The organism is Candidatus Accumulibacter phosphatis, from assembly GCF_012939955.1.
GTDB lineage: Bacteria > Pseudomonadota > Gammaproteobacteria > Burkholderiales > Rhodocyclaceae > Accumulibacter > Accumulibacter delftensis.
Genome location: NZ_SPMY01000049.1, coordinates 1 through 22406 on the forward strand (window position 1 = coordinate 1; position 22406 = coordinate 22406).

Consider the following 22406-nt stretch of genomic DNA (forward strand, 5'->3'; position numbering starts at 1 on the left):
CCCCTCTCCCCAACCCCTCTCCCGCGAGGGGGGAGGGGCTATGGGCTGCGGGGAATCCTCTTGCTCCTGCCTTTATCGTAACACCGAGCGACGCGAGCACTGGCCGCTCAGAGAATCGGCCTCACTGCGTCTTCCATGGCCGCCTGATCCATGGCGCCAAGTGCGTTGCTGCGGATGCGTCCGTCACGGTCGATGACGACGGTAAACGGCAGGCCCGCCTTGCTGTTGCCCAGCGCCTTCATCAGCGCGATGCTCGCCTCGCTGCCACCAATCAGCGAAGTGTAGTTCATCTCGTAGGCCTGGCCGAATTCGCGCAAGTGATCGCGCTTGTCGGCGTCTTCGACCGCAATGCCGATGATCACCAGTCCCCTGCCCTTGTACTTCGCCTGCAGAGCGGCAAGATCAGGAATCTCCTTGCGACAGGGCCCGCACCAGCGCGCCCAGAAATTGACCAGCAGTGGCTTGCCCTTGAATGACGCCAGGGCCACTGACTGTCCGTCGAGCGCCGGCAGGGTCAAGGCAAAGAGGGGCGCCGCCGATGGCAGGTCGGCGGCACTCGCCGCAAAGGCCGGCAAGGCGATCAGCAGGGCCGTGAACAGGCGCTTCATGGCGACGCTCCGCTCAAGGCAGGTCGCTGCGCCGGAAGCTCAGGAAACCGGCCAGCGCGGCCAGCGAGCCGATGGCCAGCGGGTAGAGCAAGGCATAGATGCGATAACCAGCACTGCCGAAGAGGTCGAGAATGACGTAGGCCGACGGCCCGAGGACGATCAGTTGCGGGTCGAACATGGCCAGCGAGGCGGTACGAAAGACCTGCAGCGGGTTGAGCAAGGCGATGCCGACGGCGACCTCGGGAGCGACCCGGCCCTGGATCATCACCCCGAGCAGAATCAGGTCCAGGAACAGCAACATGCTCAGCCAGACCATGAACGCGGCACCCTGCGCGACATCCGTACTGCGCGCCAGCGTCGAGATCAACATGCCGATGCCGAGAAAGCACCAGGCCATCGACGCCAGCAAAGCGGTGTAATAGAAGAACATCTCCCACGGCACTTCGATGTCCTTGACCTGCGCCCACAGCACGGCGCCGAACATGGCCACGAAAACGGGCAGGAAGATGGTCACGTAGCGCCCGAGAATCTTTCCCCAGAACCACGCCGACAACGACACCGGCAGCGACAGCAGGTACTCGAAGACGCCCGCCTCGCGGTCGCCGGCCACCGAACGCACGGTGGTGACCAGCACGAAAATCGGCAGGATGGCCATGGTCAGCTGGATATAGGTCACCAGCAACCGCGACAGGCCGATGAAGCCCAGCACGCGCGACTCGGTCAGGCCGAAGGCGAAGAGCAGCGCGACGATGCCTCCGAAAACGAGGCTGTAGATGAGGAACCAGCGCGCACGCAGCGATTCGACGATGTCCAGGCGGGCAGTCAGGAGAAGTGAATTCATAGTTGCCGCTTCACTTGCCGCGCGCCAGAATGCGCTCTTTCATTTCGTGATACGAGACCGCATCCGCTTCCGGACGCGCGACAGCAGCAAACTGGTAGCCCATCGGACTCTTCTTCCCGGGTAGATAATGCGCCTGGCGGGCGTCGATCCAGCCGCCCATGCGATAGTCGGCAACCCAGTACTCGGTGTTCGGCGTGTCCTCGTTGAACGGTCTCTGCGCGAGCCAGAACAGCGCGCAACCGATGTCGTCGAACTTCCAGGCCTTACCCTGAGGATCGCGAATCTGTGCCGCGAAGCGCTTGTCGCTGATGATCATTCCGCAGCGCGGGTCGGCGTCTCTATCCCAATGGACCTGGGTCGGGCCGCTGCTCGGCTCACCGCTGCAGGCAGCCAGCGACCAGCCAGCAGCGACGCCCACGAGCGGCCTGAAACAGGGGCCAAGAGTCGCTGCCGGAAGAATTTCGAGAAAACGTCGTCGTTTCATGGCTATTGGTACCTCACTGCAGGACGACCGCCGCGTCGACTTCCTTCATCTCGATACGCGACAACAAGCCGATGTAACGCGACACCGTCCCCATGAAGCGCAAGCGGTCCGGCCCGGAAACCGTGCCGTGCCACTCGATCGCATTGCCGCGGTCAGCAAACTGCCACGTCGTCAAGGTCTTGGCGATGGCCGCATCGGCGCGCGCCAGCGTCAGGTGCACCTGGAACAGGGCCGAGAGCTTGGAATCCTCGGCGACGCGGTCGTCCAGGACGATCCGCCCAGTGTCCATTTCGACAACGCGATTGACCAAGGGCGCAACCTCGTCGAGGCGGTGGCTGGAGATGATCATGGTCGTGTTCTCGAGTCGCTCGGCGAGGAGAGAAAAGAAAATGTGCCGCGCCTCGGGGTCGAGATTGGCCGCCGGTTCGTCCATCACCAGCACCTGCGCGTCACGGCCGAGGGCGATGGCGATGAGCAGCTTCTGCTTCATTCCGCCCGACAGGCGGTTGAACGGCCGCGCCAGGATGGGCGCCACGTCAAGTCCCAGGCGCTTGGCAACCGCGTAAATGCGCTCGCTGTCCGAGCGGCAGACGGCGGCCGCGAAACGGACCAGTTGCCCGACCGGCATTTTTAGCGGCGGCGGCAACTGCGGCACGAAACCGACCTTGCCGAGCACCTGCATACGCTCGGCGCGTGGCTGCTGCCCATCGATGGTCACCCTGCCCTGATGCGTATACTCGCCGAGCAGACAACGAATCAAAGTCGTCTTGCCGGCGCCGTTCGAGCCGATCAGCGCGATGCGCTCGCCAAGCGCGATATCGAGCTCGACGCCATCGAGTACACGAATCTTCCTGAAGTCCTTACCAACGTTTTCAAAACGGATCATTGACAACCTTCAGAGCAGCTTGCTCAAGCCCTTGACGTCAAAGACCAGCGCCCCGCTTGGGCAAACATCGACACACAGACCACAGCGCGTGCAGTCGGGTCCGATCGGGGTGTTCATGGCAGCGGCCCGGCCCTTGATCACCACGTCGAGGACGTGCGGCACCAGGCAGACCTTGCGGCAATCACCTTCGTGAAAGCACTTGTCCAGCCGGTACTCGACGCGCACCGGCGAAACGGCGCCCACGATACCATAGGTCAGCCCGATCGGGCAGACGTAACGGCACCAGGCGCGGCGTGAGTAAACGACCTCGAAAACAAGCAGCAGCAGGACCCAGGCGAGCGCCAGCGAGGGACCGTAAATCAGCGCCCGCGACAGGATGCCGGTCGGCGAAATGGTCTCGAAAACGGTATAGCCGCTGACCACCGCCAACAGGGCAAAGGCAACCCAGAAAACGGTGCGCGTGCCGCGGTGAAACTCGTGCTCGCTGACCAGTTTCTTGCTCACCAGCTTCAGGTGCAGCCACTCGAACCACTCGGCAAGCAGATGGTAGGGGCAGACCCAGGAGCAGAACGAACGCCCGCCGAGCAACGCCCAGAGAACAAAGACCGTCGCCGTGCCGATGAACAGATTGACGATGATGTGCTGGTGCGCCAGCATCACCTGCAGCGCCGAGTTGAGGTCGATGAGGTGAAAACCGACGAAGCGCGAGGCCGTCAGCGCGCCCTCGAGAATCTGGATATCAAGCCAGAACGAGAAGGTGAACAAGAGGTTGGAAAAAATCAAGACCGCCCAGCGCCGGTTGCGCCATTTGTGCGTCACCAGTTCGTGGTCGCGGGCGTGCTGCTTGATGGCCTCGAAGTCGGCCTTGGTCATGCGCTTCAGGCTGTGCACCTGCTTCGCTTCCGGCGTCACGACGGTCGGCTTTTGCGGGGCCGCACCGAACATCACCCGGATCTGTTCAAAGTGGCTCATGACGCGCTCCAGGGCTGGCGTGCATCGACGACGATCGCCGCCGCCGGCTCGACCGGGCAGATCATCTCGCAGACACCGCAACCGACACATTGCTCGAGCACCTCTGGCCGGTACTGCTTGCTGCCGTCGGCAGCAATCGACGCGCTCATCTGGATGGCATCCTTAATCGGACATTCGCTGACGCAGAGGTCGCAAAGCTCGCGCTCGTAGGGATGCTCACGCACCGGCACCGGCTGCCAGCGATCGATCGCCACGTAGCGCAGGTGGCCGCGAAAGTCGGCACCACGCGCTTGCCCGCTGAAACCCTTGCCCTGCACAGCCAGGCAGGACTCCGGGCGCGCCAGGCGGGCGACGCCGATGCGTTCGCGGAGGTTAAGCGTCGGCTCGGGGTCGTCTTCCTTGGCCTTGAGCACCGGCGGCTGCGCCAGAGGCATGCCGGCACGAATGTTGAGCGCTGCCGGCTTGATGTAGGTCAGCGAGCCGGTCGGACAGGCCAGAATGCACTGCACGGCGTCGCAGGAAAAATCGCAAGCCTGGTCGCGAGCGTCGATATACGGCACGCCGACGCCAAAGCCATGGTCGATGTCGTCGAGTTTGATCGCCGCCACCGGGCAGACCTGAACACACTGGCCGCACTTGATGCACGAGGACAGGAAATCCTTTTCCTCGAGCGCGCCGGGCGGGCGCAGGCGCGAATTCCGCGCGCTGGCCACCGGCAGATAGCCAAGCATCGCCAGGCCGAGCACGCCGCCGATCATGACCGTCGAGCGAATGAACTTGCGCCGGTTGGCCTGCTTGCGGACCGGCGCCTTGGCGCGCGTGTTGATGACCACCGGCTTGGCTTCGCCAGGGGGCGGCAGTGCCGTGCCGTCAGCCGCCGCTTCTGTTTCCTTCTTGTCGTTCATTTGACAGACCTCTTGCTGGTCTCCGGGGGTTTGTTGAAAACCGGCGCTTCGTCGCGCAGCAACATCACCGGCGTCGAAAAAAGGCGCCAGGCGCTCGAGGAAATCGAGCGTCTCCATCATCGGCGCATTGCGGAAGAAGCGCGCATAAGGCACCTCCATCCACAGCTGGTCGGTATAGGCGTAGAGCTCGTGCGGACGGTCGCCGACATCGTCCTGGTTGCGGTCGAAACCCTGATAGTCGTCCCAGTAGTTGCCGCGCCAGAGGTTGCGACTGGCGCTGCCGGTATCGCCCATGGCCACCTGGGTGAGGTTTCCCTCGAAGACGTTGTTCTCGATGATGGTGCCTTTCTTGTCGGACAGGAAGCTGACCCCAATGCCGTTATAGGCGATGCGATTGCCACGAATGGTGATCGTCGTGTCCGGCTCGAAGGGCGACATGTCGAGACCGACGCCGACTGCGCAGTAAAGGATCTCGTTACCCTCGACGAGGACGTTCGACGCTTCCTTGAAACCGACGGCCATGCCGGTCGGGCCATTGGCGTGCGAAAAGAGATTGTTGCGAATCGCCCCGCCGCCGGAATACATCACGTTCACGCCGACAGCGTTGTCGTAAAAGCGGTTGCCTTCGACAAGATTGTCGGCAGCAAACATGAAGTGAATCGAATAGCGACTGCGCCGTGCGACGTTGTTCAGATAGTGGTTTTCGTTCGCGTACCAGGCGACCATGTCGCGAGAATCTTCGATCAGGTTGTCGGCAACCAGGTTGCGGTGGCTGTACCACAGGCGCAGGCTGTCGCCGCGTGTGCCAAGGTCGAAGGGCTTCGAGCGAATGCGGTTGCCGCGCAGGACATTATCATTCGACATCTTCAGATCGATGCCGAACAGGCAGTCGTCGATGTGCAGGTTCTCGACGACATTGCGGTCGCCGCGGACATTGAGACAGGCATCGTCCGAGTCGTGCGAGACGCCGGAGTTGGTCAGTTGCAGATCGCGCAGGACGGCATCGCTGGCTTGCAGCACGAAGACCGTTCCCTTGCCACCGCCATCGATGCTCGCTGCGCCGCCGCCGTCGATGGTCAGGGGCTTGTTGACGACGACCGGGCCGGAGTACCTGCCCGGCTTGAGCTTGAGTACCGAGCCCGCAGGCGCTGCGTTGATCAGTTCCTGCAGGAAGGGCAGACCGCTGACCCGCGGCACGGTCGGGATCGGCGTTTGCTCGTTGAGCCCGCCCCAGCCGGCGACGGCGGGCTCGGCCATCCCGCCCAGGCGGCTATCGACCGGCTCGTCGGCAAGCACACGCCCGCTGCCGACGGTGCCCGTGCGGTGCAGCGCAGTCAACGCGTCCTCGGCATCGCCCGGCGAGGGAAGAACGACCAGAGCAAGCCCGCAGAGCACTCCGGCCGCAAGCAAGCGGCGCGACATCGGCTACTCCGCTGTACCCTCGCGCATCTGTTTGCGCCGGATGAGCAGGGCAAGCAGGAGACAAACCATGACCCCCAGCAGCAAGCCGTAGCCCCAGTAGGGATAGGAGTAGGTCGAGAACTGCGCCACCTTGCCCTCGCCAAACACCGTCGGCATGAAAGGCTTGACCGTGAAAGCGCCCCAGGGGTGCATGTTGTGGCCAAAGAACCATAGCCAGCCGGCGTAGGTGATGACGAAAAAGACCGGCAGCAGGGCCGGAACCAGCGCCAGCAACAGCGAAAAGCTGCGCATGCCGGCGACACCGGCCAGCACCACCAGCATTGCCAGCAGCGTCCCGGCGATCACCACATGCGTGATAGTGGTGACATTTTCACCCCAGCCCTGGATCTTCTCGGGCTCGTTGAAGAAGGTTGCCGTTTCGCTGACATAGTGGGCGACATGCGCTTCCAGTCCACCCATCACGTACTGGTCGACAATGATCCAGCCGGCGACCGCGGCAAAGCCGACAGCGAGCAGCAGCAGCCGCGGCTTGCGACGTGGCACCATGAAGCCGACGAGCATCACCGTGAAGAAGGCGAAGAAGAACTTGGCCAGCGGCTTCTCCACCGGCGCGCCGGTGGCGATCGGGAACATCCCCACGTAGTGGTTGATGGTGTTCATTTCGTGCACGCAGTCGAGACCCTCGGCACCCTTGTTGACGTCCCTGTTCTTGTCGGTGATCGGGTTGTAGCGCTCGTCGTCGTGCGCGAGCTCCTTCTGGATGATCTCGCTATCCATGCGCGTGCCCTTGCCGGCCGCCTTGCAGCCGTTATAGACACCATCGAAATGGAAGTGGATGCGAATGCCATCGGGGAAGGCGTCGGCGGGATAGTTCGGCGCGGTCAGGGAGACCCACCAGATCGGCGCGAAGAAAGCGGCGATCATCAAGCCGGTGGCGACCGCGGTAAGCGCGGCGACGATGAAATTCTGCTTGCTGGGTGCTGCGGCTGACATGGTTCAATCCTCGTTCAGGACGCTTGCGCTGTTCACGACCGGCGATGCAGGTGGCGATCCGTGCCGTGCAGCAGCGGTCTCCAGAATATTATTCATTACTTATACTTGCCGGGAACTAAAGCCCGCCGCAGAACCTGCGGACGGGCTTTGGCAGCGACAAAACGCGCTCCTTGTTACTTGCAAAGCATGCTTACTTCTTGGCCGTTGCCTTTGGCTTGCACATATTGCCCGGCATGACCAGACTCGACTGATAGGCCGAAATGGCGACCAGCTGCTTGTCGTCGTACTTCTTGATGATCTTGACCATGTCCGGGTTCGCGTTGCGGCGGTGGCCGTCGCGAATCTCGGTCATCTGGCGCAGCAGGTACTTGTAGTGCTGGCCGGCGATCACCGGGTAGAACTTGTCCTTGACGCCCTCGCCATTCGCGCCGTGACACTCCTTGCATTCCTTCTCGTAGAGCGTCTTGCCGGTCGCCAGTTGCGCGGCGGCATCGGGACCCTCGTATTTGCCGTGTTCGATGGGGATACACAGCGCTTCGATATAGACCGCGACGTCAGCCAGTTCCTGCGGGTCGATAAGGGTCGCGGCAAAGGGGTACATCGTCGGATTGTCACGCAGACCGGCACGGATATCGGCCATCTGCTTGATCAGCACGGTGGTGTGCTGGCCCGCCAACTGGGGAAAAGTGCCATCGGGACGGCCGGCTCCGGACGGCAGGTGGCAGGCGCCGCAGACCTCGTAACCTTCCTCGCCACGCACCTTGTCACCCTTGAGCTTCAAGGCCTCCATCTTTTCGCCTTCGTCGGCGTTCCATTTGTAGGACTTGTCCTCGATGCCGTGCGCCTTGGGTGGTGGCGGACCAGCCTGCGCGGCACCTGCCGCGATCATCGCCAGCGAAACGGCCAAAATCAGTTTCTTCATTTCCTAACTCCCTCGTGTTTGAGAATCCACAGCTGTCAATCTAACAAGCAGCCCGACGTTTGGCGTTGATACTCATCAAGTCAGGCGCGCGACACTCGGCTCGCTAGCCGCGCCCTGCCCACCGCCTGCGCCTGCCAGCGACAACTGCTGCCGACAAGAACTCAGGGCTTGAGCTTGGAGAGGTAATCGGCCAAGACCTTGATCTGCTCATCGCTAACCAGCGGCATGACGCCTTTCATCGCTGCCGAGTTGCCGTTGGCACGCGCCCCGCTCTTGATGTCCAGCATCTGCTTTTCGAGATACTTGGCATTCTGTCCGGCGATCTTCGGGTAATCAGGCATCAGCGTCTTGTTTCCCGCCGGGCCGTGACACGCGGCGCAGGTTTTCTCCGCATACACTTTGGCGCCGTCTTCCGCCGCCAGAACCGGCGAGGCGGCCAGGGTCGCCAACACCACCATAGCCATCAACTTCTTCATGGTCATTCCTTTTTCTCATAAGAAAACGGGGAACAGAGTAACTCCGCCCCCCGCTGAGTTGCCTTGAGCCAGATCAATACGACTTACTTGGCCGGCTTGGCGCCGTTCTGCTCGAGATAAGTCTTGGCACGCAGGCCGAGGTCTGCCGCCTTGACCTGGTATTGCCAGATCTGCTCGGTCCACAGCGTGGCGTTGTTCCAGTCCTTCTTGCCAGAAGCGTCGTCAGCCTTGGCCTTGGCGTCCTTGATCTTGCCCAGCTGGTCGACCGCGTCGTCCATCATGGCGACCACATCCGGGAAGTCCTTGTAGTTGACACCGGTGATGTAGCCAACCACCGAGTCGATCACCGCCTGCGTATCGACCACTTTCTTCAGCTGCGCCTTGTAGTCCGCTTCGCTGTAGTTGGTGCCGGCAGTCATCGCGGTCTTGGTCGGTTTCCAGCCTTTCGGCTTGACCAGCAGGTAACCCTGCATCTCGAGGTGCAGCGCCGAGCAGAACTCCGTGCAGTAGTACGGATAGACGCCTTCCTTGTCAGCCTTGAACTTGACCTGGACCGTCTTGCCCGGCTCGATCGACGCATGCACGTTGTAGGTCGAGACGGCAAAGCCGTGCGTTTCGTCCTGCGCCCGCTCGAGGTTGGTCAGGTTGATGGTGACTTCGTCACCCACTTCGACCTCGATCGTTTCCGGCGTGATGTGCGAACGGATCAGCGTGCCGAAGACTTCGACCTTGTTGCCGGTGCGAACGATTTTCTCCTCACCCGCGCGCACAGCACCGGCATGCTTCTTGTCGGTGCGACTATCGGTACCGACCTTGTAGCGCACACCAGGCTTCAGCTTGTTCGCCTCGATGGCTACCACGTAGTGCGGCTCACCCAGCGGCAGAGGCATGTCGTAGAGCAGCTGCATCTTGTCTTCGCTGATGTCGATCAACTGGTGATTCTGCGGATGCAGCGGACCAACCGGGGCAAAGCGGTCGATCGACAGCTTGTTCAGCGCCACCAGGTAGCGACCCTTGGGAGCCATGGAATCGCCTTCCATGGTCATCAGATGGCCGATGTTGTAGTGCACGCTGATCTTGTCGAGGACCTTGCCTTCGCAGTAGTTCCACTTGGCGACCTGCGAGTCCACATACAGCGAGGTGTAGGCCACGCACGGCTTCGAGTCATACTGGGTATGCAGCGGGCCGAGGCCGAGCTGGACCTGGGTATGCAGCGCGTCCTGCATGTTGATCACCGGCAGGCCGTAGGGGTCCTTCGACTCGAACTTGCCGGCCTTGATCGCGGCCATGATCTTCTCGAAGGAGTACACCGAAACGTGCGTGTCGAGCTTGCCGGAAACGGTGATCAGCTTGCCGTCCGGAGTGACATCGACGCCGTGCGGCGATTTCGGTTCCGGAACCAGGAAGACGATGCCTTCCTTGATCGAAACATCCAGCGGCAATACGTTGTGGCCGTTGATCTTCTTGGCCTTGCCGGCAGCAACCAACTCGGCGGCTTTCTTCCAGTTGATGACGTGCATGTAGTCGGTGTCTTTGGCCGAGCAACCCGCTTCATACGGGGGGGCGACCTTTTTCGATACCGCCGACGTAACGCTCGGTACAGAAGGAGTTGGTAAACGACCAGCCGTCAGACGGTCCCTTGCCGGCATCCGACAGGTCCTGGCTGTACGGCGGCAACTCGATCGAGAAGGACAGCGCCGGATCGATGCGGCCTTCCTTGCGATCGAACTTCCAGTAGGTGACGCCGCCACGGTATTTCTCGTTGAAGTCCTCGAGTGGCTCGAATTTCTTGTTCGCCAGCGGCGTCGCGTACTGCGCAGCTTCGATCACGTACTCGGTGTCGGGGGTGACGAAAGCGCCGCCGTGCTCGGACTTGTAGATCGGGTTGACGACGATCTGCTTGGTCTCGAAATCACGCAGGTCGATGACCGCCAGGCGCGGGTTGGCCTTGTCGTTGATGAACAGGAACTGCCCGTCGTACTGGCCCTGCGTCTCCGACATCGCCGGGTGGTGGGTATCGCCCCAGGTGATGTCCTTGCCATCGATCTTGCCTTGCGCAAGGATGGCCTTCGAGCTCTCGTCAAAGCCGTAGCCCTGCCAGGGTTCCGGCGTGAACACGCCGATATATTTGAGGATACGCATCGACGGCACGCCGTAGACAATGACCTGTCCCGACTGGCCGCCGGACGAAAAGGCGATGAACTCATCGCGCTTTCCGGTCGGCACATAGGTCTTGGCAGCGGCCAGCAGGTCCTGCTGTGAAAGGCTTCGACGCTTCATCACGTCCTGTAGTGATTCGGCAGCATAGCTGCTGCCGGAAGCTGCGAAGCCAAGTCCTGCGACCAGTAGCAGCGACGCGACTTGCTTCATGCGAAATTCCATTCTGTCTCTCCCTTTGAACAATTTGGGTTTGGCTTTCCCGTCCCTATCGCCAAGCGACATGGCGCCACTGCGGCAATATGCCGCACATTGTGCGCACAAGCGCTGCGCGATAATTTGAGCTGCATCAATTTTCGCCGCGCCGCGCCTTTGCACAATGGCGGGCTTGCCACTTCGCTGCGCTGCGCGTGCTCACCAAGGCCCCGCCGCCCTTGCCGCCCCACAAGACGAGACCACTGCGTGCTCGACCTGCCGCAGACCGCCACTGAGCCAGCATTTCTTCGATGACCAAGAACCTCTTGCTCGACGCCACAATTCTGCTCGGCCTCGCCGTGCTCGGCGTCATTGGCTACAAGCTAGCCCCCTTGCTCAGCCCGAAGGCTGATATCGAGCTAGCGCTATCGGCGTGCAATCTGAACCAGCAGTCGTGCACTGCCGCTCTGCCTGACGGCGGTCAGCTCGAGTTCTCGATCGAACCAAGACCCGTCCCGGCGCTGAAGCCCCTGCAGTTGCAGGCGACGGTCAGCGGTGGCGAGGTGCGCAGGGTCGAGGTCGATTTCGCCGGTACCGAAATGAAAATGGGCTATAACCGGCCGCAACTGGCGAGCGAGCCGAGCAACAGCCAGCACTTCTCGGGAGTGGCCAGCCTGCCGGTATGCATCACCGGGAGCATGGAGTGGGATGCGACCGTGCTGGTCGATACCGGCAAGGCTCTGGTGGCGGTGCCCTTCCGCTTCCAGACCGGCAACTGAAGCCGGCGCGCGCATGAAAACCCGCTTGCTGTTGATCGCCCTGATCGTCGTGCTGAGTAGCGCGCTGATCTTCCTGATCGCCTTCTGGGAACCGCTGCCGCCAGCGACCATCGCCGCTGCTCCGCCCCACGCCCGCCCGGCGACCGCGGCCAAGCCAGCGGGAGGCGACTTCACCCTCCACGGAGCACAAGGGCCAGTCTCACTCGCCGACTATCGCGGCAAAGTCGTCCTGCTCTACTTCGGTTATACCTATTGCCCCGATGTCTGCCCGACCTCGCTGGCGCTGATCGCGCAGGCGCTGTCCGGCCTCGCAGCCACAGAGCAGCAGCAGGTGCAAGCCTTTTTCATTTCGGTCGACCCGCGACGCGATAGCGCCGAGCGCCTGCAGGAATACGCGCCCTTCTTTCACCCGACCCTGATCGGCCTGAGCGGCACGCCACAGGAGATCGCCCGCGTCGCCGCGCAGTATGGCGCCAGTTATCAGGCGCAGCCACCGAATGCACAGGAGCAATACAGCGTCGACCACTCGTCGGCGACCTACCTGATTGATACGCAGGGAAAACTGGCGCTGACCCTCCCACACGCCTCGACCTCCGCACAGCTCCTTGCCGCCATCCGCGAACACCTGGCAGCGCCCGTTGCCGCCAGGTGAGACCAACAACATCCCACTCGATCAGTTACCGACAGGAGAACTCTCAACCATGCGTTTGCATCCCGCTCTCATCATCCTTGCCGCGGCACTCACCCTACCCTTGCCCACCCTGGGCAGTGAAACCAGTGAAACCGATCTGACCATCGCCGGCGCCTATGTGCGCATGGTGCCGCCGGGAACGCCCAACAGCGCCGCCTTCATGACCATCAGCAACCGCGGCAGCAGCGACCGCAAGCTGATCCAGGCAGCAAGCCCGGTCGCCAGGAAAGTCGAGTTGCACACCCACCTCAATGACCAGGGCATGATGCGCATGCGCCAGGTCGCGGACATCGAGATCAAGGCCGGAGCGCAGACCGAACTCAAGCCCGGCAGCTACCACGTGATGCTGCTTGACCTCCAGCAGCCACTGCAAGAGGGTGACAGCGTAGCCCTCACGCTGCGCTTCGACGACGGCAGCACCAAAGAGATCGACGCCGCGGTCAGGAAACCCCAGACGGAAATGAAAGCCCAGGACACTCCCGCGCAGGGCGCGATGAAGCACTGAGCGAAGGCCCATCGGCCGCTGCCGCAGGCAGGCACCAAGACCTCTGCCCTGGCTATCGGCGAGCGCCGTAGATGCGGGCCTTCCTGCGCCAGCAAGCAGGCTTCTGCAAGGCCGAAACATCCATCCGCGGCGCCGTGAAGATCTCCTGCGCAACAGCCCAGCGCTGAGTCTCCGCCTGATAGACGCCTGCGATCTGCTCAAACAACTTTTGAATGCGATTCATGGTGACTGACTCCTCTATCGGGATCGGTTGATCGAATTCGCTGCAGCGGATGCAAGAATACCGAACAGCTGTATTTTTTGTACAGCTTTTTTGCAGTTTTTTTGCAGTTTTTTCGTGCCGCAAGCACTCATGGCTTCGTTCTGCGAATGCACGGCAGAAAGCCCTTCTGACCACCCCCCCGTGCTCCAACCAGCGAAATCCGTGGGCAGTGGCCGCCCCCAACAATCCCGATGCTGCTTGACAGTGCAGCCGGCTAATGGCGCTTTGCCTGGGTTTCCTGTACCCATTTTTTGGCATTTTTGTGAGCTCAGGTCCTTCCCCCTGCCCTGGGGAAAAGCCAAGACCGGAGCGCGCATGTCCCCGTAGCGCACGACCGCGCTTCGCCGCCGCCGCTTGCCGGCGCGAGCACCCGCCAGCGAACTGTCCGCGAGAGACTCCTGCTTCGATCGGCAAGCCTCGCCGCTCCTCGCCTGCGCCTTTTCTTCGCCGGCCCGGCGCACACTGGCGCAGCCGCAAGGCCTGCTGCTCGACCTTCGCCGCAGCGAAGCGTCCCGGCGACGATTGCTGCTCCCCGGGCAAGCAAAAAAGTCGTCGCGGCCAGGCTTTTTGCGCGAAGTGCAAGGCAGCGACGCTTGCCACACGAGCCATTTTTTCAGGCGCGCGCCGCACAAAGCCTGGCGCTTGCGGTTCGAAAGCTTGCCTTTTGCCGAAATTTGGCTCGATTGCCCTGATACCACGGCACTTCGGAAAAGCCGTGCATCCCCAGAACACGCGAAAGAGGTCTTCGCGTTTGCGTCGTTTGCAGAAGGATGTGGCTGCGCCGGCCAAGAAAACCAGAGGGACGATGAACTGAGCGTAGAAGGCTAGCGCCTTGGCCATCTGACTGACCACCATCTGCCCAATCTGCCCGGCTGGCGCATGTATAGGCAGATCCGCAGACGCATACCTGTGCAAGAGCGCATAGGCGACGACCGCCAGGATGCTCCCGAGCCACCACGGCAGCATCGCAGCAATTCCGAAGAGGGCTTCGAAAGCGCCGCTGTTCCTTCTTCTTGCCATCACTGGCTACTGTCATCATGCCTGCCCCGCCCCATGAAGCGCTCCGGCTATCGTCGCATCGTTGCGCGAATGTCAAACGATGCTGCGATTTTACCTACACCAACCGAAACCGCGGCGAGGTTGAGCTGGGCGTACTTTTGGGCAGAAGAGACAGCCAGCCGCCCGGACATGCGACGATTGTAGCCGCTGTAAGTACACCCGGAGAATGTCACGTCGAGGTTTGCAATAGTTGCCATCCCGCCCGGCGTAGCAAGTCCCTTCAACTGGCAACCGTTTTCAGGGCTTGAACCCACTACTTTGCCCTGTGGATCAATTTCGATGATCATCTGAACCACGGCATGTGCCTCGGGCGAAGCGGCTCCAGCGATATTCGTTTGATATTGCGCCTGGCCTCGCCAAGCACCCGTGCTTGTCGTGTAGGCGGAATTGGCAAGGTCACCAACGGCGTTGTTCGGTTTTCCTTGCGGCCGCAGCTTGCTTTGTCCCTGGTCGGAAGCGCAAGGGCGGTCAGTCAGGAGCGTCCGGCCGTCCTCGACGCATCGATATTGGGCGTGAGCGCTTGAGGCAATGAAGCCGATGGCAACGGTTGCTAGCAGATTATTCATTTCATGCTCGGTGCAAGTCAGCAGCGTCGAATAGTTTCCCTATATCTTACCGGCAGCATGGATCATCGGGTCAAGTCTTTCCCCGGGCCCTGGGAACAAGTCAAGACCTGACCCCGTCGGCGCTTCGCGCGATATACGATTCGCGCGTGCAGTCGGCAAGGCCGCGCAACAACATGGCGTCGTTCATCCGCTGGCGTAATTCAGTCATCTCGTTCTCCTCGTTCTCCTCGTCAGGATCGGGAACATTCCCAATGACGAAGATCGCATCGATGACCATCAGCAAAAGCAGTTGCGCTTTCTCAGGATGAAGGCGCCTCAGAAACGGCAACGCGGCGGCGGGATTCCCCAACACCGCGGTAGCGGTTTAGTTCAACGAAATTATTGAGCGGCGGAATCTCCTTGCTTTGCTGAGGTTTGATGATCTCCAACGAGCATAGCGACAATCATCGAACCATATTCTGCCAAGCGGTAGTAAACTTCCAAGCCGCAGCCGCGACCTTGTCCGCTGTCATGCCTGGTTTATAAAGCGCTGATCCCAAGCCGAAGCCTGTCGCCCCGGCACTAAGATACGGCTGCATGTTCTCCGGCGTGATGCCGCCGACGGGCAGTAGGCGCGTCCCCTTGGGTAGCACAACACGGATCGCCTTAAGAATTGCTGGTGTGACCAGTTCCGCCGGAAAAATCTTTAGCGCATCGGCACCCGCCGCCAGCGCTGCAAAGGACTCGGTTGGGGTAGCTACACCTGGCGCACAGATCAGTCCCGCGTCTTTGGCCGCACGAATCACCGCGGTATCCGCATGCGGCATGACTACCAGTTCGCCACCGCAGGCCTTGAGTTGCTGAACGTTCTCGATCGTCATCATGGTGCCGGCACCGACCAGCGCATCAAGGGGCAAGGCACGGCGAATCGTGGCGATGCTGGCGAAAGGATCGGGTGAGTTGAGCGGCACTTCGATCAGGCGGAAGCCTGCTTCGTAGAGTTTCAGCGCAACACCTTCCGACTCCTCCGGCTTTAGGCCCCGCAGAATGGCGACCAGTGGCAGTTTTGAGTTGGCTGAAGCAAAACGTTCAGCGACAGAATTAGTCGACATTTTCGATTCCCTATTAGATTTCAGGGCATTGCCCTAAGCAATCCGCCCCGACGCCATTGCGAGATTCCATAATCCGGCCGGGGCGGTATTGTCGAGCACGGCATCAGCGGACTGACCCATGTACTTCAGGGAGTGCACATAGCGCTGACAGAGCGACGGTGCGCCGATCATGACCAGTGGAACTGAAGTTAAATCGCCAGCGCCGGCCATTCCAGAAACAAGTTCATGACCGATCAACAGGCCGGAGAGATATTCGGCTAGAGAAGCTAGCGGCAATCGACCGGCCAATCCCAGCGTGCGCGTCCCGAAAATCTGTCGCGACAAATCTCCAGGGCCGCTGCGTCGTGCGGTGGCCAGCCCTAGTTCGAACGCAGCTGGATCGGATTCCGATTTACTATCACCCTCTGCGGGCATCAAGCGGCCCAGGATGGAGTGCTTGCTCAGAACGGAAAATAGCTCACCGGTCAGATAGGTGGAGTAGCGGACAATCCGGCCGTTTTCGATCTGCGCCCACTTCGAATGGGTCCCCGGTAGCAGCATGCAGGATCGGATCGCCCATTGTGGGTTGGTCAGCAAGGCGCCGGCAATCTGAATTTCTTCTCCGCGCATAACGTCCGGCAACGCATCCGGTACGTCGAACAGAACGCCGGGGGCAATCAGAATATCCGGCCCCAGCCCGCTTTGCACCGTAATGCTCTTGCTCGCGAGGAGCTGCATGTCAGCCGGGCAGCGCACATAGGGTGCTTCCTTCCAGCCTTGGGCGCTACCGACCATACCACAGGCGACGATAGGCAATTGCGGCCATTGCGCGACCCAGTCACCGGCGATTTCAGCAAAGGCCTGCTCGTAGCCGGCAGTTCCTGATGACGGAAGGTGCTGGATGCCATGCCCGGATTGCCGAGTTTCAATAACATTGCTCTCGCGCATCAAAAAAGCACGAAGACTTGAGGTGCCCCAGTCTAGGCTAAGCAACTGGGGGGTGAGACCAAAGTAATTGCTCATGTCTTTTCGCTCAAAAAGAGGAGTCGGCTCGGTATACTTAGGGAGCCGCTGATCAATTAGCTGCCGATGCGTTACCTAACCGCTCGGCATCGGATTTCTTTGCATCCCACCGCGATTTTTGTCAAACTGCCCAAAATTTCGCGGTTTTCTACCTTTTTCGGCCCATTCCCGAGCCTTTCGTCCTATTCAGAACGCACTCAGTTGGGTCTGGCCCCATGCCTTAATGTGAAAGTCGCGCAAGCGACTCACGAAACTCCCTTCTCCCCTTGCGGGAGAAGGGGCAGGGGAAGAGGGAAACGGTCATGACTTTTCATCATCCGGGGGCGTCTCGATTGTCATGACCGTTAGGCAAAAAGTCAAGACATGATCTCGTCGTGCCCGGGCACGGCGAGACGATTGGGATTGACGTTCATGAGCTTCACCTGGCAAGTCTCAGTAGTGTCCACCTGCCGCGCTGCGAAGTGGCTCAGCGGCGAACCGCCTCAGCCTACATCGCTTTTCCCGTGCGCGCCGGCACGGGTTGGCCTGCCGCACGCGGCGCGGGCGGCGCCGAGGTGCTGGCAGAACCGCCGATGGCCGGGAAGCTGGCCTTGCACTTGATGCCGGCCGGCAGCTTGAAATCCGGATTGGGCAGTTCGAGGCGCACTCCGAAAGTTCCGCTGGCGGCGTCGAAGACGCGGTCGATGACCTGCACGGTCGCCATGTAGCGTCCGCCGATCGGCGCTTCCGGCAGGACCTCGACTTTCTGGCCGGCGCTGAGTTTGTCGAAGGCGTCGATCGGCATCAGCACCTCGACGTACAGCGTGCCGATGGCCGCCAGTCTGAGGATCGGCTTGCGCAGGTCGCGATTGTCGGCGAGTTCGCCGGCGCTGAGCAGGCGATCGACGACGACGCCGTCCACCGGGCTCGCGATGGTGCGCAGACGCAGTTGCTCGGACAGGCGGCGATATTCGAGCTCCGACAGGCGGCGGTCGTCCCTGGCTTCGAGCAACTCGGATTCGGCGAGCTGCTTCTCGGTCAGTGCTTCGTCGCGGTCGTGCAGCGAGATGAAGGCCTGCTTCGCCAGTTCCTCGCGACGCTTGTACTTGGTCGTCGAAAAGGCGACGCGGCTTTCGCCGGTGCGGATGCGCCCCTTCATCGTCGAACGATAAAGTGCGGCGTCGGTCGCGGCGCGTTCGACGCCGGCATCCAGGGTCACCAGGACCTGGCCCTTCTTGACCATGTCGCCGCGATCCACCCAGATCTTCTCGATCAGACCCTCGCTCGCCGCCCGCACCTCCACGCTCTTGCTCGGCTCGATGATGCAGTCGAACTCGGCTGCCAGCCCGCTGCCCGACGCCAACAGCGCCAGCAGCACGGCGCTGCCGATCCGGCTCCAGACGGCACTCCCGACGCCCCTCCTCACCCGCTTTCCTCGACTGCGCATTTTTCTATTCTCCTCTTCCAGCAAACGCCAGAGACTGCTCGACGCGCTTGTCCATTTCAACCGTCTGCCGCCGAATCCGCGAATTCTGCCGCTCGGCCGCTGCTTGTGCGGACCGGCGCAGCAGGCGTGCGAGCGGTGCCGGGAGTAGCCCGGCCTCTGAGACCTGCGCGCGCAGCCAGCCGCGCCACGCTGCAGCATGGGCGAGAAACAATTCGTCATCAAGCGAGACGATCGCTTCGCATGATCCGGGATCTCCCTGCCGACCGGCACGGCCGAAGAGCTGCCGATCGATGCGTGCCGAGTCATGGTATTCGGAAAGAATGACGTGCAGGCCGCCGGCCTGGCGAACTTCCGGGCTGAGCAGGATGTCCGTGCCGCGCCCGGCCATGTTGGTGGCCACGGTGATCCGCCCCGGCTGACCGGCGTCGGCGATGATCTCGGCTTCGCGCTGGTCCTGGCGCGCGTTGAGCACTTCGTGCGCCAGTCCGGCTGCGCTCAGACAGCAGCTAGCCAACTCGGAAGCGGCCACCGAACGCGTGCCGATCAGCACCGCCCGTCCCGCCGCCCCTATTTCGGCAGCGCGCTGCACCACCGCGGCCCAGCGAGCATCGCTGTCGAGGAACACCCGCTGCCCGAGGTCGCGGCGCACGACCGGTCGATTCGGCGGAATGCGCAGCACGTCCATGGCATACACCGAGCGCATTTCCGGCGCCACTTCGGTGACCGTGCCGCTCATCCCGGCGAGACACAGGTAGCGGCGAAAGAAGCGCTGATAGGTGATGCGCGAGATGGTGTCGCGTCGTTTACTGATTGCCAGCGCCTCCTTGACCTCGATCATCTGGTGCAGGCCACGCTCCCACGAACGGTCGGCCATTACCCGGCCGGTGTACTCGTCGACGATCTGCACCTTGTCATCGGCGATGATGTAATGCCGGTCGAGTTGAAAAAGATGCAGCGCCGACAGGCCCTGTTCGACCAGTTCCTCGCGCGCCCGCGGGATGCGCCACAGGCCGGACAGCCCGCAGGCGAAATCGCCGACCGCCGCACGACCGGCGTCGGTCAGCTCGATGCTGCGTTCCTTCGGGCGGAGCAGGTAATGGCCCTTCTTTTTCAGGCTGGCGGCCAGGGCCAGCGCCTGCTCGTAGAGGGCACGCCCGTTCGGGTCGTCGACGTCGCTGGAAATGATCAGCGGCGTTCGCGCCTCGTCAATCAGAACACTATCGGCTTCGTCGACGATCGCGAAATAGAGACCACGCAGCAAGACCTTGCTGCGCGCCTGAGCCGGCGCGCGCGGTCCCGCCAGCCAGCCGTCGAGCACGGCCCGCGGACCGGCGCGCACGCGTTTCTGCGTAATGCGGTCGCGCAGATAGTCGAAGACCAGATCCTTGTTCACGCAGTAGGTGACGTCGGCGGCGTAGGCCGCGCTACGCTCGGCGGGCTCCTGGTCGGGGACGATCAGGCCGACACGCAAGCCGAAGAATTCGTAGACCGGCGCCAGATACTCGGCATCGCGAGCCGCCAGATAGGGATTGACGGTAATCACATGCACTGGCGCGCCGGCCAGGGCCACGGTCACGGCCGGAAGAACGGCGGTCAGCGTTTTGCCTTCGCCGGTCTGCATTTCGGCCAGCGCGCCGGCCAGCATGGCGTAGCCGCCCATCAACTGCACCGGGTAGTGGCGCAGACCAAGCTGCCGCGAACAGACTTCGCGCACCAGCGCAAAGCACTCGGCGACCGGCGCCTCGGCAAGCCCTTCGACGGCCAGAAGCGTGCGCACGGCGCCTGCCCGGCTGCGCAGCCCCACGTCATCGATGGCCAGCAAGTCCTCCGCCAGCACCTGCACGCGCGCGGCAAAGCGCCGTAGGTCGTAGCGGCGCAAGGGCGAACCCAACTGCGCGCTGCGCCCCAGCAGGCGCCCGATGAAGCGGTCGAGACGATTGTCCTTGAGGTCGCGACGTTCGGCGTACAAGCCGGGTGCAAACTCATGCACCTGCCAGCGATCGAGCAGCGCCCTAGACATTGAAACGCGAGAGGAAGAGCTGTCGCAGCCGCCGCCCCCACTGCTCGGCCAGGGGCTCGGCGCGGTGGTGGAAACGCACATAGACGCGCGTACCGATCTGTAGTGGCCCCACCTCCGGCGGCAACTCGAGGTCGAACTGAAACAAGCGCTGCAGCGACTTGAGGCCGTTGGGGTCGCGCGGATCGGTGCCGTGCTGGCCGCCGCCTTCGAGCGACAGCGCCCTGCTGGGCAACTCATCATGCCCACCCGGCACCTCGCGAATCAGGCGCGCGCTATAGGTCTGCTCGACGCGGTCGGCGATCTTTACCCGCACCTCGTCGCGTGCTTCGCGGACCAGGGCAATGTCATCCTGGCTGACGACCACCCGCACCAGCCGCGGCGGCCCGTCGAGCACGTAGCCGAGCAGCTCGCCCTTCTTCACGAAGCGCTGCGGCAGATCCTGCGGCCGCGCCAGCTTGAGGGCGCCGGCTACGGCGGCAACCACCAGCAGTGAATCGACTTTTTCTTCGGCGCGCGCCAGGGCACTTCTTTCCCGGCGCAGATCCTCCTTGGTCGCCGCCGCCTGCGTACGCTCGTCGAACATCTGCGTGGTGTACTGCACCTCGAGCTGGCGTACCCGCGCCCGCGCCTGCTCAAGCTCGGCAGCAAGCGTCGGCTGGGCGGTCACCAGCAACACCTCGCCGACCTCGACGCGCTCTTCTGGCTGCACCAGCAGCTGTTCGACAAAGCCATCGGCAGCGGCGCGCACTTCGGCATTCTCGGGAACCCAGACGACGCCCTCGGCGTGGGTGCGCAAAGGCATCGGCACCGAGAGCACGAAGAGCACAAAGGCGGCCAGCGACCCGAAAGTGACCAGGCGGGCACGCGTGCGGTGGCGCTGTAGCTCGGGACTGGAGAGCACATAGTTGAGACCCTTGCCGATCGGTAGCACGAACATCGTCGTCGCTGCCCAGAGCGCCAGCAGCACCCCGACAAAGAAGAACTCCCCGGCAATGAACAGGGTGATGACGATCATCACCAGCGTCCGGTAGACGAACGACGCCGCCCCATAGAACAGAAACCAGCGCCGTTCGCCGAGCGACGCCGGTGGTCGCTCGACGCTCGTGATGCCAAAGAGGTAGCGCTTGGCGAGCCATTGCCAGTATTGATTCGAGCGGTTGCCGAGATTGGCGATTTCGATCAGATCGGCGAGAACGTAATAGCCGTCGTAACGCAACAAGGGGTTGCCGTTGAAGAGCAGGGTCGAGGCACCGGCAACGAAGAGCACGTTGAAGGCGATCGAGCGCACCAGCCCGGGCTCGACCATCACCCACACCGCCATGGCGATCGCCGCCAGGAACAGTTCGACCAGCATCCCGGCGGCGCCGACCAGCGCCCGCCGCCATTTGTTGCGAAAAGCACCGGAGGCGGTCGCGTCGACGTAGGGAATCGGCGCCAGGACGAGCAGCATGATGCCCATCTCGTGCACCTCGCCGTCGCCCGACTTGACGGCGTAAGCGTGACCCAGCTCGTGCAGCGCCTTGATCAGCGGGTACACCAGCCAGAGCAGGATGAGGTTATGCGCCGAGAGCACCTGATCACTGAGGTTGGCGGTCAGCTCATGCCAGTTCACGCCGGCAAGAACCATCGCCGGCAGCACCGCCAGCAACCACAGCAAAAGCCCGAGCGGAGCGAACAGCGGCCGCATCAGCGGCCAGCTGCGGTCCAGGAAAACGTCGGGATCCCACAGCGGAATGCGGATCGACATCGGGTTGATGAAACTTTGCAGCAGCTTCTGACGCTTCTGCTTGCTGCCGCGCTCGGCCAGCTCATCGACATCCGGAGGCAGGTCGGCCTGCAGCAGGTCACCGGCGTGCAGTTGCGCCAGCAGGCGGATCACTTCGTCCTGCGTCGGCGCCTCTTCGCCGGCTTCTGCGGCCACCTCGGTCCACATCTCGTCGATCGTGCGCTGCCCGTCCATCAGCTGGATCACGCGGTAGGCCGCCGGGCTGAAACGATGCAGCTTGCCGGAGGCGCTATCGTGCAGCACGTACCACGGCTGGCCGCGAAAGCGCTGGCGATGGATGCGCGCATGCGCGCGCAGCTCGGGGCGCAGGCCGGCGACGCGATACCAGGAGGCACTGAGAAACGGGGCGGCCATTGCT

At 62.3% G+C, this 22406-nt stretch carries 20 protein-coding genes and 1 pseudogene; 3 read left to right on the top strand and 18 right to left on the bottom strand.

The window, feature by feature from the left end:
• Positions 1 to 107 precede the first annotated feature (107 nt).
• From E4Q23_RS16735 to nosZ, 10 genes and pseudogenes are all read right to left on the bottom strand, one after another.
• Entirely contained in the window at positions 108 to 608 is a 501-nt protein-coding gene (locus E4Q23_RS16735; protein WP_169067694.1) for a TlpA family protein disulfide reductase, read from the bottom strand.
• Between the two features lie 13 nt (positions 609 to 621).
• Positions 622 to 1449 (bottom strand): ABC transporter permease, encoded by an 828-nt coding sequence (locus E4Q23_RS16740; RefSeq protein ID WP_169067695.1) that lies wholly within the window; start codon positions 1447 to 1449, stop codon positions 622 to 624.
• Positions 1450 to 1459: 10 nt separating this feature from the next.
• Entirely contained in the window at positions 1460 to 1933 is a 474-nt protein-coding gene (locus E4Q23_RS16745) for a nitrous oxide reductase accessory protein NosL (protein WP_248595523.1), read from the bottom strand.
• Between the two features lie 13 nt (positions 1934 to 1946).
• Positions 1947 to 2819, bottom strand: coding sequence for an ABC transporter ATP-binding protein (locus E4Q23_RS16750; protein WP_169067696.1), 873 nt, complete (start codon positions 2817 to 2819; stop codon positions 1947 to 1949).
• 9 nt (positions 2820 to 2828) lie between these two features.
• Positions 2829 to 3791: a NapH/MauN family ferredoxin-type protein gene (locus tag E4Q23_RS16755; RefSeq protein WP_169067697.1), complete on the bottom strand. Its 963-nt coding sequence runs from the start codon at positions 3789 to 3791 to the stop codon at positions 2829 to 2831.
• Positions 3788 to 6118, bottom strand: a complete 2331-nt coding sequence (gene nosD, locus E4Q23_RS24930; RefSeq protein ID WP_336511720.1) for a nitrous oxide reductase family maturation protein NosD — start codon at positions 6116 to 6118, stop codon at positions 3788 to 3790. Before nosD ends, E4Q23_RS16755 begins: the two co-directional genes overlap by 4 nt.
• 3 nt (positions 6119 to 6121) lie before the next feature.
• On the bottom strand, positions 6122 to 7111 hold the full coding sequence (locus E4Q23_RS16770) for a hypothetical protein (protein ID WP_169067699.1): 990 nt from the start codon (positions 7109 to 7111) through the stop codon (positions 6122 to 6124).
• 190 nt (positions 7112 to 7301) lie between these two features.
• Positions 7302 to 8033, bottom strand: a complete 732-nt coding sequence (locus tag E4Q23_RS16775) for a c-type cytochrome (RefSeq protein ID WP_169067700.1) — start codon at positions 8031 to 8033, stop codon at positions 7302 to 7304.
• A 161-nt stretch (positions 8034 to 8194) separates the two neighbouring features.
• Complete coding sequence (locus tag E4Q23_RS16780; protein ID WP_169067722.1) at positions 8195 to 8509, bottom strand: c-type cytochrome; 315 nt, start codon at positions 8507 to 8509, stop codon at positions 8195 to 8197.
• A gap of 83 nt (positions 8510 to 8592) precedes the next feature.
• Positions 8593 to 10891 (bottom strand): annotated as a pseudogene (gene nosZ, locus E4Q23_RS16785) (Sec-dependent nitrous-oxide reductase).
• Positions 10892 to 11172: 281 nt separating this feature from the next.
• Between nosZ and E4Q23_RS16790 the strand changes: the two are divergent.
• The 3 genes from E4Q23_RS16790 to E4Q23_RS16800 are packed head-to-tail and all read left to right on the top strand — an operon-like array spanning position 11173 to position 12836.
• Positions 11173 to 11640, top strand: a complete 468-nt coding sequence (locus E4Q23_RS16790) for a hypothetical protein (RefSeq protein WP_169067701.1) — start codon at positions 11173 to 11175, stop codon at positions 11638 to 11640.
• Between the two features lie 13 nt (positions 11641 to 11653).
• On the top strand, positions 11654 to 12292 hold the full coding sequence (locus E4Q23_RS16795) for an SCO family protein (protein ID WP_169067702.1): 639 nt from the start codon (positions 11654 to 11656) through the stop codon (positions 12290 to 12292).
• A 49-nt stretch (positions 12293 to 12341) separates the two neighbouring features.
• Positions 12342 to 12836, top strand: coding sequence for a copper chaperone PCu(A)C (locus E4Q23_RS16800; protein ID WP_169067703.1), 495 nt, complete (start codon positions 12342 to 12344; stop codon positions 12834 to 12836).
• Between the two features lie 52 nt (positions 12837 to 12888).
• Here the strand turns inward: E4Q23_RS16800 and E4Q23_RS16805 are convergent, their stop codons facing one another.
• The 8 genes from E4Q23_RS16805 to E4Q23_RS16840 all read right to left on the bottom strand — a co-directional run bounded on the left by E4Q23_RS16805 (position 12889) and on the right by E4Q23_RS16840 (position 22402).
• On the bottom strand, positions 12889 to 14064 hold the full coding sequence (locus E4Q23_RS16805) for a hypothetical protein (protein ID WP_169067693.1): 1176 nt from the start codon (positions 14062 to 14064) through the stop codon (positions 12889 to 12891).
• 101 nt (positions 14065 to 14165) lie between these two features.
• Complete coding sequence (locus E4Q23_RS16810; protein WP_169067704.1) at positions 14166 to 14723, bottom strand: DUF4124 domain-containing protein; 558 nt, start codon at positions 14721 to 14723, stop codon at positions 14166 to 14168.
• 100 nt (positions 14724 to 14823) lie between these two features.
• Positions 14824 to 15006 carry a hypothetical protein gene (locus E4Q23_RS16815; protein WP_169067705.1) on the bottom strand — a complete coding sequence of 61 codons (183 nt, stop codon included), beginning with the start codon at positions 15004 to 15006 and terminating at the stop codon, positions 14824 to 14826.
• A gap of 160 nt (positions 15007 to 15166) precedes the next feature.
• The gene (locus E4Q23_RS16820) at positions 15167 to 15814 is read right to left on the bottom strand and encodes a 2-dehydro-3-deoxy-6-phosphogalactonate aldolase (protein ID WP_169067706.1); all 648 of its coding nucleotides are present in this window, start codon (positions 15812 to 15814) and stop codon (positions 15167 to 15169) included.
• Positions 15815 to 15847: 33 nt separating this feature from the next.
• Positions 15848 to 16816: a 2-dehydro-3-deoxygalactonokinase gene (locus E4Q23_RS16825; RefSeq protein ID WP_169067707.1), complete on the bottom strand. Its 969-nt coding sequence runs from the start codon at positions 16814 to 16816 to the stop codon at positions 15848 to 15850.
• A gap of 487 nt (positions 16817 to 17303) precedes the next feature.
• Complete coding sequence (locus tag E4Q23_RS16830) at positions 17304 to 18242, bottom strand: efflux RND transporter periplasmic adaptor subunit (protein ID WP_169067708.1); 939 nt, start codon at positions 18240 to 18242, stop codon at positions 17304 to 17306.
• A 4-nt stretch (positions 18243 to 18246) separates the two neighbouring features.
• A complete protein-coding gene (locus E4Q23_RS16835) occupies positions 18247 to 20262 on the bottom strand; it encodes a preprotein translocase subunit SecA (protein WP_169067709.1) in 2016 nt (671 codons plus the stop codon).
• Positions 20255 to 22402: a PqqD family peptide modification chaperone gene (locus E4Q23_RS16840; RefSeq protein ID WP_169067710.1), complete on the bottom strand. Its 2148-nt coding sequence runs from the start codon at positions 22400 to 22402 to the stop codon at positions 20255 to 20257. Before E4Q23_RS16840 ends, E4Q23_RS16835 begins: the two co-directional genes overlap by 8 nt.
• Between the last annotated feature and the right edge of the window lie 4 nt (positions 22403 to 22406).

Coding starts and splice junctions, on each gene's coding strand:
- E4Q23_RS16735 (WP_169067694.1), bottom strand. CDS start 608: ATGAAGCGCCTGTTCACGGCCCTGCTGATCGCCTTGCCGGCCTTTGCG.
- E4Q23_RS16740 (WP_169067695.1), bottom strand. CDS start 1,449: ATGAATTCACTTCTCCTGACTGCCCGCCTGGACATCGTCGAATCGCTG.
- E4Q23_RS16745 (WP_248595523.1), bottom strand. CDS start 1,933: ATGAAACGACGACGTTTTCTCGAAATTCTTCCGGCAGCGACTCTTGGC.
- E4Q23_RS16750 (WP_169067696.1), bottom strand. CDS start 2,819: ATGATCCGTTTTGAAAACGTTGGTAAGGACTTCAGGAAGATTCGTGTA.
- E4Q23_RS16755 (WP_169067697.1), bottom strand. CDS start 3,791: ATGAGCCACTTTGAACAGATCCGGGTGATGTTCGGTGCGGCCCCGCAA.
- nosD (WP_336511720.1), bottom strand. CDS start 6,118: ATGTCGCGCCGCTTGCTTGCGGCCGGAGTGCTCTGCGGGCTTGCTCTG.
- E4Q23_RS16770 (WP_169067699.1), bottom strand. CDS start 7,111: ATGTCAGCCGCAGCACCCAGCAAGCAGAATTTCATCGTCGCCGCGCTT.
- E4Q23_RS16775 (WP_169067700.1), bottom strand. CDS start 8,033: ATGAAGAAACTGATTTTGGCCGTTTCGCTGGCGATGATCGCGGCAGGT.
- E4Q23_RS16780 (WP_169067722.1), bottom strand. CDS start 8,509: ATGAAGAAGTTGATGGCTATGGTGGTGTTGGCGACCCTGGCCGCCTCG.
- E4Q23_RS16790 (WP_169067701.1), top strand. CDS start 11,173: ATGACCAAGAACCTCTTGCTCGACGCCACAATTCTGCTCGGCCTCGCC.
- E4Q23_RS16795 (WP_169067702.1), top strand. CDS start 11,654: ATGAAAACCCGCTTGCTGTTGATCGCCCTGATCGTCGTGCTGAGTAGC.
- E4Q23_RS16800 (WP_169067703.1), top strand. CDS start 12,342: ATGCGTTTGCATCCCGCTCTCATCATCCTTGCCGCGGCACTCACCCTA.
- E4Q23_RS16805 (WP_169067693.1), bottom strand. CDS start 14,064: ATGCTGCCGTGGTGGCTCGGGAGCATCCTGGCGGTCGTCGCCTATGCG.
- E4Q23_RS16810 (WP_169067704.1), bottom strand. CDS start 14,723: ATGAATAATCTGCTAGCAACCGTTGCCATCGGCTTCATTGCCTCAAGC.
- E4Q23_RS16820 (WP_169067706.1), bottom strand. CDS start 15,814: ATGTCGACTAATTCTGTCGCTGAACGTTTTGCTTCAGCCAACTCAAAA.
- E4Q23_RS16825 (WP_169067707.1), bottom strand. CDS start 16,816: ATGAGCAATTACTTTGGTCTCACCCCCCAGTTGCTTAGCCTAGACTGG.
- E4Q23_RS16830 (WP_169067708.1), bottom strand. CDS start 18,242: ATGCGCAGTCGAGGAAAGCGGGTGAGGAGGGGCGTCGGGAGTGCCGTC.
- E4Q23_RS16835 (WP_169067709.1), bottom strand. CDS start 20,262: ATGTCTAGGGCGCTGCTCGATCGCTGGCAGGTGCATGAGTTTGCACCC.
- E4Q23_RS16840 (WP_169067710.1), bottom strand. CDS start 22,402: ATGGCCGCCCCGTTTCTCAGTGCCTCCTGGTATCGCGTCGCCGGCCTG.